Source organism: Chryseobacterium sp. YR221, assembly GCF_900176315.1.
GTDB classification, from domain to species: domain Bacteria; phylum Bacteroidota; class Bacteroidia; order Flavobacteriales; family Weeksellaceae; genus Chryseobacterium; species Chryseobacterium rhizosphaerae.
The window spans coordinates 100,391-114,153 of sequence record NZ_FWXM01000007.1; the positions used below are offsets into that span (position 1 = coordinate 100,391).

At 37.8% G+C, this 13,763-nt stretch carries 11 protein-coding genes; 5 read left to right on the forward strand and 6 right to left on the reverse strand.

What is annotated here, in order from left to right:
* Window positions 1-40: 40 nt before the first annotated feature.
* Both B8967_RS19195 and B8967_RS19200 read left to right on the forward strand, forming a co-directional pair.
* Complete coding sequence (locus B8967_RS19195; protein WP_084087264.1) at window positions 41-2,035, forward strand: S9 family peptidase; 1,995 nt, start codon at window positions 41-43, stop codon at window positions 2,033-2,035.
* A 98-nt stretch (window positions 2,036-2,133) separates the two neighbouring features.
* Window positions 2,134-2,628: a DNA-deoxyinosine glycosylase gene (locus tag B8967_RS19200; protein WP_084087266.1), complete on the forward strand. Its 495-nt coding sequence runs from the start codon at window positions 2,134-2,136 to the stop codon at window positions 2,626-2,628.
* A 573-nt stretch (window positions 2,629-3,201) separates the two neighbouring features.
* Here the strand turns inward: B8967_RS19200 and B8967_RS19205 are convergent.
* The 6 genes from B8967_RS19205 to B8967_RS19230 form a co-directional block, all read right to left on the reverse strand.
* Window positions 3,202-4,236, reverse strand: a complete 1,035-nt coding sequence (locus B8967_RS19205) for a phosphotransferase (RefSeq protein WP_084087268.1) — start codon at window positions 4,234-4,236, stop codon at window positions 3,202-3,204.
* Window positions 4,227-5,135 (reverse strand): sugar phosphate nucleotidyltransferase, encoded by a 909-nt coding sequence (locus B8967_RS19210; RefSeq protein ID WP_084087270.1) that lies wholly within the window; start codon window positions 5,133-5,135, stop codon window positions 4,227-4,229. Before B8967_RS19210 ends, B8967_RS19205 begins: the two co-directional genes overlap by 10 nt.
* Entirely contained in the window at window positions 5,125-6,522 is a 1,398-nt protein-coding gene (locus B8967_RS19215; RefSeq protein ID WP_084087273.1) for a Gfo/Idh/MocA family protein, read from the reverse strand. Before B8967_RS19215 ends, B8967_RS19210 begins: the two co-directional genes overlap by 11 nt.
* Window positions 6,523-6,727: 205 nt before the next feature.
* Window positions 6,728-7,804 carry a serine hydrolase domain-containing protein gene (locus B8967_RS19220; RefSeq protein ID WP_179140088.1) on the reverse strand — a complete coding sequence of 359 codons (1,077 nt, stop codon included), beginning with the start codon at window positions 7,802-7,804 and terminating at the stop codon, window positions 6,728-6,730.
* Window positions 7,805-7,892: 88 nt separating this feature from the next.
* Window positions 7,893-9,428, reverse strand: a complete 1,536-nt coding sequence (locus B8967_RS19225) for a M61 family metallopeptidase (protein WP_084087274.1) — start codon at window positions 9,426-9,428, stop codon at window positions 7,893-7,895.
* Between the two features lie 57 nt (window positions 9,429-9,485).
* A complete protein-coding gene (locus B8967_RS19230; protein ID WP_047486564.1) occupies window positions 9,486-10,178 on the reverse strand; it encodes an AIM24 family protein in 693 nt (230 codons plus the stop codon).
* 248 nt (window positions 10,179-10,426) lie between these two features.
* Here B8967_RS19230 and queA point away from each other — a divergent pair, with 248 nt between their 5' ends.
* The 3 genes from queA (at window position 10,427) to B8967_RS19245 (ending at window position 13,606) form a co-directional block, all read left to right on the forward strand.
* Entirely contained in the window at window positions 10,427-11,476 is a 1,050-nt protein-coding gene (gene queA / locus B8967_RS19235; RefSeq protein ID WP_047486560.1) for a tRNA preQ1(34) S-adenosylmethionine ribosyltransferase-isomerase QueA, read from the forward strand.
* A 70-nt stretch (window positions 11,477-11,546) separates the two neighbouring features.
* Window positions 11,547-12,581 carry a dual-specificity RNA methyltransferase RlmN gene (gene rlmN / locus B8967_RS19240; protein WP_047486557.1) on the forward strand — a complete coding sequence of 345 codons (1,035 nt, stop codon included), beginning with the start codon at window positions 11,547-11,549 and terminating at the stop codon, window positions 12,579-12,581.
* Between the two features lie 74 nt (window positions 12,582-12,655).
* Window positions 12,656-13,606 carry a sterol desaturase family protein gene (locus tag B8967_RS19245; RefSeq protein WP_047486555.1) on the forward strand — a complete coding sequence of 317 codons (951 nt, stop codon included), beginning with the start codon at window positions 12,656-12,658 and terminating at the stop codon, window positions 13,604-13,606.
* The last annotated feature ends 157 nt before the right edge of the window (window positions 13,607-13,763 follow it).

The window sequence follows — 13,763 nt, forward strand, 5'->3', positions numbered from 1 at the left end:
TACCGGTTTTATATATCCGTTAAAAAATGAATATCAACATATGAAACTTAAGTACAGTCTGCTGGCTCTGGCAGCTCCGCTTTTAATGAATGCACAACAACTAATGACGCCTGAAATTCTTTGGACTTTGAAAAAAGTTGGAGTACAGGCCGTTTCACCGGATCAAGCTTCCCTTATTTATAAAGTAGGACAGGTAGATCTGAAAACAGAGAAAACAAAAAATGAGAACTATTTTCTGAATGTTCTTAATAATCAGTCTTCTAAAATAGATTTCGGTAAAAAAGCCCTGATTCAATGGGATAAAAATGGAATCTATGCACAGGAAGGTGACATCATCTATCTTTCAAAAGATGCCGGAAAAACCTGGACAGAATTTTATACCATAGGTGAGGTGGATAATATCGTTATTTCTCCCGATGGTAAAAGAATCGCTTTCAGTAAGCAGGTTCTGGTTGAGAAACTGATGGGGAAAGATAAATACAGTGATACTCCCAAAACAACCGCTCAGGTTTACACGGACCTGAACCATAGACATTGGGATTATTTCAATGAAGGGAAATACAACCACGTATTTGTTGTCAATACTTCCGATAAAGTAGATGCTGCTAAAGATCTTTTGGAAGGGAAAACCTGGGATTCTCCTCAAAGACCTTTCGGAGGTGCTGAAGATTTTATCTGGAGCCCGGATTCTGCACAGCTTTTATATGTGACCAAACCTAAAAGCGGTAAAGAATATGCTACAAGTACCAATACGGATATTTTTGCTTACGATCTGGCTTCAGGTACTACAAAGAACCTTACAGAATCTAATAAAGGATATGATCTTAATCCAAAATTCAGTCCGGATGGAAAATCATTGATCTGGCAGAGTATGGCCAGAGACGGGTATGAAGCGGATAAAAATGATGTAAAGATCATGGATTGGAAATCAGGTAAGACGACGAATCTTACAGCAGGTTGGGACGATAGCGTTTCAGGAGACGTGCTTTGGGGAGCTGATTCAAAAACAGTTTACTTTACGGCAGCCTACAGAGGAACAAAACAGCTTTTCTCTCTGGATTCAAAATCAGCGAAAATACAGCAGATTACCAAAGGAGATTTTGACGTTAATGAAATCTTTACAGACAATAAAACTTCCCTTTTAGTAGGAAGAACAGATGTAAATCATGCTACAGAACTTTTCTCAGTAAATCTTAAAAACGGAGAAATGAAGCAGGTTACTGAAGCCAATAAAGAAGCGTATGCTAAGTTGGCTCAAGGTAAATCTGAACTTAAAATGGTAAAAACTTCGGATGGTAAAGAAATGGGAGTATGGTTCCATTATCCACCAAATTTTGATCCGAATAAAAAATACCCAACATTGGTATATTGCCAGGGTGGGCCACAGTCTGCACTGACACAGTATTTCAGCGTAAGATGGAACTTTGCTTTAATGACTGCCAATGACTATATCGTAGTGGCTCCCAACAGAAGAGGAATGCCGGGATGGGGAACAAAATGGAATGAGGAGATCTCCAAAGATTGGGGTGGACAGCCGATGAGAGATTATCTGGCAGCAACTGATTATGCAAAAACATTACCGTACGTAGATGGAGATAGAGTAGCTGCTGTAGGAGCAAGTTATGGTGGATACAGCGTATTTATGCTGGCAGGAATTCACGAAAACAGATTCAAAACGTTCATCGCTCACGATGGATTATTTGATATGAAATCATGGTACCTGACCACTGAAGAACTTTGGTTTGCAAACTGGGATATCGGTTCTCCATGGGAAAAACCACAGCCAAAAGCTTATACAGAATTCAACCCAAGCAATTTTGTAGAAAAATGGAATAAGCCAATCATGATCGTTCAGGGAGGAATTGATTTCCGTGTACCTTACGAACAAGGGCAGGAAGCTTTCCAGGCTGCAAAATTAAGAGGTCTGAAATCTAAACTGGTTTATTTCCCGAATGAAAATCACTGGGTACTTCATCCACAAAACGGATTGGTATGGCAGAGAGAATTCTTCGATTGGTTGAAAGAAACATTATAAAAGTAATAACAATTACATATCAATAGAAACGGGCTTTGGCCCGTTTTTTTTATGGTGAAATTTTCCATGGCATTGAGTCAAAATTTATATATTTGAGTATGCAAAACCGTATTTCCTCATTTTTACCGCTTATCGATATGCAGTCTGAAATTTTAATTTTAGGTTCTATTCCGGGAGTGAAATCATTGGAAAAACAGCAGTACTATGGCCATCCACAGAACAAATTCTGGAAGATTATTTTTGAATTACTGAATGAAGAATTTACAGAAGATTATGTGGAGAGAATCAATATTTTAAAGAAATACCATATCGCTCTCTGGGATGTTATTGATTCCTGCGAAAGAAAAGGAAGTCTGGATTCTGAGATAAAAAATGAAGAAGCCAATCAAATTGCGGAGCTGTTGGAAGAATACCCTAACATCAGAGCTATTTTCTGCAACGGAGGGAAATCTTATAAAAGCCTGCAGAAACTCTTAGGGAAAAACTATAGGCTCCCTGTATTTTTATTGCCATCTACAAGCCCGCTCCATACCATTTCCTTTGAAAAGAAATATGAAGAATGGGAGAAGATCCTGGAATTTCTGGATCGATGATTCAATGCTTAAAATTGAATAGGAAGGATAACGATCTCCATTGAGATTCCTTAAGAATGACAAAGTGCGTGGATAGGCTACTTATAGTATTTGTCATTCCGTAGTAATCTAAATATAAAATATTAGCATAATAAAAATCTGCTTGATCTGCTCAATCCGAGAGAGAACATATCAACCACAAAAGTCACAAAAGCTTTATACACTTAAGATTTATAAAGTGACTATCACCCTGCCGAAAAGTACACTTAAGCTTTTCAAAATCTACGATTTTTATAATGAATATGACAATGGAAGCTTCTATATTCCCCTCCTCCGGAGGGGTGGCGAAAATTCGAAGAATTTTTGACGGGGTGGTTAATGATGCAAATTTGATTTTTGACCACAAACCGAAAATCCGATTTAATCAAAAGTTCAATGAAAGTCTCTGATTTCCTTGTGTATACGTGTTTAGATTCCTACGGAATGACAAGAGAATGGGATGATCCACTATTATCTTTTTCACGCCATAGGAATAGAGAAAGTATCAGTATTTCTTACTATATCAACAATCTGATCAATCTGTTAGACTGGAAATCAATCAGCTTTCAGATATCTTCTCAATCCTTTTAACAGCTTTAGCTGATTGCGTGTTCTGTTGAGATTATGTTCAGGATACTGTATAGCATAGTAAGTACTTCCACTCAGATAGTCGGTCAGAAAACGAACTGCCTGAATATAGATCACCACCTGGGCCGCATAATCAAGATGCTCAAGTTCTTTGAATACCAGCTTTTCTTTTAAGTGAAGCAGGAATCCGTCTTTTACCGCCCTGTATATTGATGGACTGAAGTTTTTCAGAGCACTGCCATCATCTTCATTTGTTGTATTGGTGTAGGATCTGGCAATATCTCCAAAATCATATAATAAAGTAGAAATCATGATGGTATCCAGATCAATAACAGCCAGAGGACTGAAGTCGGTATTAAAAAGGATATTTCTGACATTAGGATCTCCATGTATGATTCGGCGGGGAAGCGCATTATTTCTTTCCATTTCAATCCAGTGCTGAGGTAAGAACAGTAAATCATTGACCTCTTCAATCTCGGGAGAAGCTTTTTCTATCAGGGCTACATCGGCAGCCTGCAATGAATTCCTGTAATCTGTAATTCTTTTTTCAAAATTGATAAAATCAGGAATGGGAGCCTGGATATCCGGAATATCTCCTGTATTAATGGCATTAAGAAAACATCCTATTGCTTTAGCAGATTCATAGGCAGAGGCTTGGTCATGAATTTTAAAAAGGGTTTGTGCATTTTCTATAAAACTGGATAACCTCCAGGAATCCATATGGTCATCATAGACGATAAAACTTCCTGCCAAAGAAGGGATGGGCTTGATCAGCTGCAGAGGATAATTGCCATTTTCTAAACGTTGATTGACAATAATATGATTGTTGATGATGATCTCCGGCTGTTTGAAAACGGCATGATTGATCTTTTGCAGGATAAACTTTTTCTGCTGGTCTTTATCTTCTAAGAGATAAGTGGTATTGATCAGTCCATCTGTAATAGGGGAGATGTTATAATTATTTGTACCAATGAATTGATTGACAATGCTGTTTAGTTCCATAAATCTTCCGGGTATCTGTTTTTTTGAATTTCTGAAGTCAGAAAATCTTTAATGCTCTTTTTGTCGTCTGCGTATGTTACTCCCATCCATTGGGAAGGGGAGGTTTTCACTTTTACTTTCACCTTTTTTTCATCTATCATTCTCTGTAGGGCAGAAGGAATATAAAATTCCTGAGTAGGCATCGGACCTGACTTTATAAAATCATAAAAATAGGTTTCCAGAGCACTAAAAATACCGGGATGGAAAATGAAAAAATTCATGGATACTAATGTGTCGGGAGCTATTTCTACCGAATGTCCGTTTTCTGTATACGTAATTGAATCATTTACCTTTTGAATAGACGTCTGTTCTTCTACTTTGATCAGGAAATTGTCCGGATCTAAAGTGCAGATTCCCCTTGCAACAGTTCCGTTACCACTTAATGTAGTACTCACGGGATAAGCTGCCATAGCCAATCTTACATCGGAAATATGATGAAGGTCAATTTCGTCAGCTGCCAGCTGATAGGCTTCTTTTCCGTAAAAATCATCTGCATTAATCATGACAAAAGGCTCATATATAACGTCTTTTGCACAAAGAACAGCATGAGCGGTTCCCCAGGGTTTCTGCCGTTCTGAATAATCAAAATGTTGAAGAGGAATACGGTCGATTTCCTGATACACCCAATGCAGCTCAAACCCTTTTGTTTCGGATAGAGCATTGAGCCGTTCAATATAACTTTTGGGGATCAGCCTGTTGACAATAATGACTACTTTACGAAAACCCGCCTCCAGTGCATCATAGATAGAATACTCCAAAATCGGAGAACCGTTATCGAGTATTCCATCCACTTGCTTGAGACCTTTATAACGGCTGCCTAATCCGCCGGCTAATATGAGTAATGTTTTTTTAGAACTCATCGGTCATTCCAAATACAGGTTTACGGGTCTTCCATTTACCATTGGTGAAATCAGGAATCTCAACAACCTGGCCGCCCTTGGCAATAGATTCTTCACTAAGCGGCGTAATGGAGTACCATAAAGCAAGGTCGTAAACATCCATCGGAAATTCTATATTGCGTTTGATACATTCAATAAAAGTATTCATCACAAAGAAATCCATTCCGCCATGTCCTGCACCTGCTGCTGTATTTTCAAACTTCTTCCACATCGGATGATCGAATTCTTTCATCCATTTTTCCGTATTTTCCCAACGGTGGCTGTGGTTCATTGTTTTTTCAAAATAAATATTCCCCTGGTTGAAATCTCCCCATCCGAAATCCTGCCACAATCCTTCAGTTCCCTGTACACGGAATCCAAGATCATAAGGTCTCTGTAAGCTGGTATCGTGGGTTAACAGTATTGTTTCCCCATTGGCACAGGCAATTTGTGTAGTGACGATATCACCCTGATTGAATTTTACCTTGGCATTCGGATGGTTTTCTCCACCTTTAGCATGTTCTACGATATATTTATGTAATCCTACAGATTTTGAAGAGAATGAGGAAAGTCTTGTTAAACGGTTTCCACGGTTGATATCCATCATCATGGCAACCGGCCCTAATCCATGTGTAGGATACAGTTCTCCATTACGTTTTACATAATGTTCAGTTCTCCATTTTGCTTCACTGAAGCCTTTTTCTCCAAATTCAGCCCCGGAATTATAAGGGTTTACTCCGTCATTGAAAAGGACTCCTCTCAGATCGTGCTGGTAGCCACCTCTTCCATGAACCAGCTCTCCAAACATTCCTTTACGGACCATATTCAGAATAGCCATGATATCTCTTCGGTAGCATACATTTTCCATCATGAAAATAGGAACCTTTGTTTCCTCATATACTTTCACAAATTCCCAGCAATCTTCAAGCTTAATAGCTCCGGAAACTTCCATTCCAACAATCTTTTTGGCGCGCATAGCTTCCACCCCCTGCGTAAGATGCCACTCCCATGGAGTTGCAATAACAACCGCATCTATTGTTTTTGATTTTAAAAGATTTCTATAGTCATATTCTCCGTTTGAAAACTCCTGAGCAGCCGATTTATTATTGTCTTTTAATATTTTCTGAGAAGTTGCGAGCATTCTTTTATCAGGATCTGCAAATGCTATGATCTCTACATCATTACGTTTTGCCAGTAGTTTTACATGTTCCTGTCCACGAAGCCCAACACCGATAAAACCGACACGGACTTTTTTATCTGTTTTAAAATCATTTGAATAGGCAAATAAAGAATTGGGTACGACCAATGCTCCAAAGCTCGCCAAAGCTGCTGTTTTTAGAAAGTTCCTGCGGGAAGTACTATTGTCCATCTATTTTTTTTCTAAATATATTAAAACTTTTGTAAATCACAGCGAAGAGAGGGCGGTAATAAGTTGTGGTGAGAAGGGGTTTGAGAGTACTAGAGTAGGAGAGTGGAAGAGTATTAGAGTTTGAGAGTGGAAGAATATAAAATAGTTTTAGGCGTACATATCTGATATCTAGTATCTGACATCTGAAATCTAATATTATCCCCTCTTACTGCCCCAAATAAGCCGTAATCAATCTTTCTCTCATTTTATTCAAATATTTGATGTCTTTTGTATTGGATAGAATAATTAAGGTCAGATCATTTTTATCGGCTAGATGTACCCAGTTGGCACTGTGTCCATAGCCTTCTCCCTGACGTTCTACAAAAAGGGTACGTACAGAACCGAAATTTTTAGGGTACACCCAAAATCCAAGTGCTGTATCTTCCAGTTTTTTATCCGGAGTAAGCATGGTATTCAACGTGGCTTTATTAATCAGGGTATGGTTGAAGAGAGCCTGATCAAAAATGAGAAGATCCTTGGGCGTAGAATACATGGCTCCAGCAGAATAAAAATTGTCGATATAGGTGTTGGTAGGAGTGTGGAGAGCAAAAACATTGGTGTCATCAGCAGTATAGCCCTCATCAATATTTTTAATGATGTCATTATGATGAAGAAATCCTGTGTTCTGCATTTTCAAAGGAATTAATATCTGTTCTTTAAGGACGTCTTCAAAAGGCTGATGGTATATTTTTTCAATAATCTTTCCAAGAAGGATAAAATCCCCATTGTTATAACTGAATTTCGTACCGGGCTTATCGATCAGTTTTTCAGAGAGAAAAGTACTGATGAAATCATCAAGATCCCATAACGTATTATCATAAGCCTGATGAATGAGCTCAGGAGAGCTGATGTCTTTATTTTCTCTTCCACTGCTATAGGTGAGGAGATTCCTTATGGTTGCTTTTTTTGCTGCTTCCCCTTTGTATTCAGGATAATAAGTGGAAATAGGAGCGTCTAAATTTATTTTTCCTCTTTCATAAAGCTGCATGATCAATGCTGCAGTAAAAGTTTTGGTAAGTGAAAAGATATGAAATCTGGTTTCATCTGAAAAAGGAATATTATAATGCCTGTTTGATAACCCTTTATAGGTAAGTAATTCAATTCTGCCACCTTTCGCAACCAATACACTCCCATTGAAATTATCTTTTTTTACACAGGAGTCAATGACTTGCTCAACTTTCTGTATCTGCGGATAGGCCAGATGAATCATCATCATCAGGATTCCTGAAAGTATTTTTTTCATGGAAAATATATTTTTAGTTTAGTATCGAATTACTTACGTTAAAAGTAATCAATTATTTATGTAGTACAGATCAAATTATATTAAGTATTTATTGGCCTATCCATGCATTCCTTAAAGCTAACTGTTTTGAATCGGGGTTGGAGGAAAGACTCATTTTTCCGGTAGTTTCATCATAAGTAAAACCCACTTTGGCCAGATATTCTTTCAAAGGAACAGGTTGGGTCCCTTCAATAAAGTCCCTGAAAAATGTACGTATTTCCGGGAAAGTCATTTTGGTAATTTCATCAAACAGTTCATCATCATTAAAATATTTGCCTTCTCCATATTTTTTCATCAGCTGCAACATCAGATCCTGGGTACCCATTTTTCCTCCGGAAAGCTCCCGTAATCTGATATCCAGACACATGCCCAGTAATGCTCCTTTCTGATAAAAATTCATATACTGGTCCTGTCTTTCCATGGCATTTTTGCTGATCTCCGTAAAAGATAACGTGTTGTCAAACTCTTTCATGCCCTTTATCTTTTCTTCCAGGGTTTTTTCAAAATCCTCCAGGCTTATCATTTTTTGTTTTATAGGCATGTGGATGGTGGCATATTCTGTCATTCCCTCATATAACCACAGATGTTTGGATAGGGTAGGATTTAGAAAATCATAATGCTGAATCTCTCCTGAGTGAATGTTGAGAGGCGTAATGATATGAAAGAATTCATGGGAAGCTACTCTGTTTAAAGCAAAAGGAATAAAATTCATACTCCCGGAGCGGTACAGGCAGACTGTCGAATGAGAATGCTCCAGCCCATCTCCCATAAATCCCTTTTCATTAGCAGATTCATAATAAATCAAAAAGGCATATTTCTTTACCGGTAGCGACCCTCCCAGATAAGCTTGCTGGTTTTTCAAAATGTTCTCTAGTTCAAGAGCTATTTTTTTTGAATAATGTCTTTCTTTCTTATTATAAAATGAAACAAGAACCTCAGTATGGCCTATTTTCAGCCAGGTGGTATCAGGAACACAGTATAAAACGGGAGAGTCTACCAACTGGCGGTAATCTTTTGCCCATACTATATCGGTGTTTTTATCTTTCTGTTTGTAATCCAGAGCAGAAGAGGCATAAAAATCTTTATTTTTTGTAATGTTGATTTGGTAGGGAATATCTTTCATTTCCTCAAAATATCCCACTAAAGAATTGTAATTGATGACAAAAACACTGTCTTTAATAAATGTGCTGCCGGCAGATTTGGCTTCATGGGTATCTTTTTCTAACGAGTCCCATCCGTCTGCGACCTGATATGATATTTTGTTGACATGCTTAAGGTCATGTACCATCCAGCTGTTTTTGTCCAGACGTTCGGTAAGTATCTTTTTCCCTTTTTTATCCGTGGCAACAAGATTGGAGACATACTGCCCAAAATTCATAGCCTGATAAAATCCGGGAACAAGTTTAGGAATGATAAACTTCCCTTGTGTAAGATTGTTTTTGGGAGGGGTAAAAGAAACTGTGACTTCATCATTCGATACATGAAGAAGATCGATATGGTATGTATAATTTTCCTTTGATGCCTGGGCAATAATTGTAGAAGGAAACAGAACCAGTACAAAAACTAATTTTATCAGGTTATTCATCTGCTTTTGTTTTTTAACTGATACGAAAGTACAAAAATTGCCCAAGGTTAAGGAGCTTTATTTTTCTGTAAAATACACTTCTTCATACGGTTGGATCAGTACCCATCCGTTTCCTGAAAACTTCATTTGGAATTCCTCTCCGCTTCCTCTTCCGATAAGACTTTTAAAGGAAACATTTGTTTTCAGCTCCGGGCTTAGGTTTCCGGACCATGCCACAGTAGCATTAGGATCTGTGAACACAGGAGTGTCAGGAGTAACCAGTAAAGTCAAAGGATCACCATGGGTAGTTATGGCAATATGCCCGGTTCCCGAAAGTTTGGCCTGAAAAAGACCTCCCGACATCATGCCAGCAACACTTTTAAGCATCGTTATGTCACTCTTTACACTTTGCTCATGCGCTAAAATATCATTACCATTCACGCATACAGATTCGTTATTTAAATACAGAATACGGACTTTTTTCCCCGAATCTGCTACATACAATTTCCCCGTTCCTTCAGCTTTCATTAGCCTGGCACCCTCACCGCTGATCGCTTTCTTTAAAAGATTACCAATACCTCCGGCCAGCATTCCCTGTCTTTCAAAATTGATATTGCCCACATAGCTTACCATGCTGCCTCTTTTTGTCCATACAGCTTGGTTATTAAGATTGATCTCTAAAAGATGTTTGGTCTCCAGCTCAAAATAATCTCTTTGTTGTGGATTCTCTTTTGTTTCATTGATAAAAGCTTCAATTGAATATTTGCTCATAATTGTAATTATTGATGTTTCATGTATGGGTGAGTATGAATTGTATATTTGTGATAAAATGAACAATTCAGTACATAACTTTTTTATCTGAGACTAAATTAATCTTTTTTTCGGTTAAAAATTCCCGTGAAATCACGGTTTTATATTTCATTGTAAATAATACTTGACAAAGGGGTCTTGAATGTCGTATATTTGCACTCCGAAAATTACACCTTGTAATTTCAATAATTTTTAAACCGTAATTTAAAATGAAAACATCAGATTTTAATTTTGATCTTCCTGAGGAATTATTAGCAGAGCATCCATCAGAACACAGAGACGAGGCTAGATTAATGGTTCTTGATAGAAAAACAGAAACTATCGAGCACAAATTATTTAAAGACGTTGTGGATTATTTTGATGAGAAGGATTTATTTATTTTTAATAATACTAAAGTTTTCCCTGCACGTCTTTATGGAAATAAAGAAAAAACAGGAGCTAAAATTGAAGTTTTCCTTTTAAGAGAGCTTGATAAAGAAACTCGTGTTTGGGATGTATTAGTAGATCCGGCAAGAAAGATCAGAATTGGTAACAAATTATTCTTTACTGAAGATGAATCTTTAGTAGCTGAGGTAATAGACAATACCACTTCAAGAGGTAGAACTTTAAGATTTTTATTCGACGGTTCTTACGATGAATTCAGAACAAAACTAAAGGAATTAGGAGAAACTCCACTTCCAAAATATATCAAAAGAGCAGTAGAACCTGAAGATGCTGAGAGATACCAGACGATCTATGCAAAAATAGAAGGAGCCGTAGCCGCGCCTACAGCAGGTCTTCACTTCTCAAGACACCTAATGAAAAGATTGGAGATCAAAGGGATTGATTTTGCTGAAGTTACGCTTCACGTAGGATTAGGAACATTCAACCCAATTGAGGTAGAAGATCTTTCTAAACACAAAATGGAATCTGAAGAAATTATTATTGATGAGAAAAATGCTGAAATCATCAATAGAGCTGTAGAAACTCACAGAAGAGTTTGTGCCGTAGGAACTACTACCATGAGAGCATTGGAAACTTCTGTTTCTTCAAACAAAAAAATCTCTGCTTTCAACGGTTGGACTAATAAATTCATTTATCCACCTCACGATTTTGGAGTAGCTAACTCAATGATCACCAACTTCCACACGCCAAAGTCAACATTATTGATGATGATTGCAGCATTTGCAGGAAGAGATTTCGTAATGCATGCTTATGAAGAAGCCGTAAAAGAAAAGTATAAATTCTATTCTTACGGTGATGCAATGTTAATTTTATAAAAAGATATTAGGTTATAGGTTGCAGCTAGACTAATAGCTGCAGCCTGTCATCTACAACCTATCACCTGAAATGAAAGATATCCGTATATTATCATTAGACCAGCTTAAAGACTACTTTGTATCTTTAGGAGAAAAACCGTTTCGTGCGAAACAGGTCTATGACTGGCTATGGAGTAAAAACCTCCACTCGATTGATGAAATGACGAATCTTTCGAAATCACTTCGTGAAAAAATTTCCGAAGAATATACCATTAATCCCGTTTCTGTAGACCTTCTTCAAAAAAGTACAGACGGAACAATCAAAAACGGAGTAAAACTCCATGATGGATTATTGGTAGAATCTGTTCTTATACCAACAGAAACAAGAACTACAGCTTGTGTTTCTTCACAGGTAGGCTGCTCACTCAACTGCGAATTCTGTGCTACGGCGAAACTGAAAAGGATGAGAAACCTTGAAGTGGCGGAGATCGTAGATCAGGTAGCCCTGATTGATAGCCAAAGTAAAATGTATTTTGAGAGACCCCTTACCAATATCGTATTCATGGGAATGGGAGAACCAATGATGAACTACAAAAATGTAGTGGAAGCCATCAGAAAGATCACCCAGCCGGAAGGTTTAGGAATGTCTCCAAGAAGAATTACCGTATCTACATCCGGAATTCCTAAAATGATCAAAATGCTTGCTGACGATGAACTGCGTGTGAAACTGGCATTATCCCTTCACTCTGCCATCGAATCAAAGCGTAATGAGATCATGCCTTTCTCAGATAAATTCCCGTTAACGGATATCATGGATTCACTTCAGTACTGGTACCAAAAGACAGGTTCAGTTATTACGTTTGAATATTGTGTCTGGAAAGGAATTAACGATGGGGATGAGGATATTAAAGCTTTAATCAAATACTGTAAACAGGTTCCTTCTAAAGTAAACCTTATTCAATACAACCCGATTGGAGACGGAAAATATGATCAGTGTAACAAACAGGCGGAAGAAAACTATATTCGTCAGCTTGAAAATGCCGGAATTACGGTAATGGTCAGAAGAAGTCGTGGTGGTGATATTGATGCTGCCTGCGGACAATTGGCCAATAAAGCTACCGATTAAAATTTCCTTAAAAAAGGTTAAAACCCCCTTTACTACATTGTCTAAAGCCCTACCTTTGCACAAATTATTTTGTGATGATGGACTTTTTTATGAATGAAGATGGGTTAGAAAATGTATATGCATGGTCAATTCCACTTCACGCTACAGTTATCTTGGCTGAAATGATTTACAGCCATATTTCTGAAGCTAAATTATACAGTGGGAAAGATCTTGCCACCAATGTTTACCTGGCATTGATGAACTTCGGCCTCGATCTTATTATGAAAGCTTTTGCAATGGGGGTAATGTTTTTCTTTTACCATCACAAGCTTTTCTCATGGGATTTTAGCATCTGGTATTTTTTGATCTGTTTTATTGTGACAGACTTCGCCTATTATGTGCTGCATTATGTGGATCACCGTTCCAGAGCATTCTGGGCTGTTCATATTACACACCATAGTTCAGAGTATTTTAACCTGACAACAGGATTCAGAAGCCCTGTGCTGCAGCCACTTTACAGATACCTATACTTTTCTCCTCTGGCCTTTTTGGGCTTTAATCCCTGGCATATTATGGTGGTTTATGCCATCGGACAGGTATATGGAACCTGGGTGCATACACAGACCGTGAAGACTATGGGAATCCTGGAATATATTCTGGTAACCCCTTCTCACCACCGTGTACACCATGCCTGCAATATTAAATACCTGGATAAAAATATGGGAATGTGCCTTATTATCTGGGATAAAATATTCGGGACCTTTCAAAAAGAAGATCCCAATGTTCCTATTAAATACGGAATCTATCCAAAAATGCCGGATAACCGACCGGATACCGTTCTTTTCTATGAATGGAGGAAAATCTGGAAAGACCTTAAACAACCGGGATTAAAATTCACAGACAGAATCAATTATATTTTTAATTCTCCGGGATGGAGACATGACGGCACTGGAAAGACCGTAAGACAATATCAGAAAGAGTATTTTGCAAGACAGGCTAAAAAGAAAGAACAGCCGCAAAATCAGGAAACACAGAAAATTGCTTAACCTATAAGTTAATTTTAAATAAAAATCTATCATGAGAACGGGCTTTTTAGCCCGTTTTCTTTTGAGCTCATCCCGTCCAGTCTCAGATTTCCCACTCCTTTTCGGGGAGTAAAATGATCATGCATTAAACTGTGGTCTTTCTATACAATAAATCAAT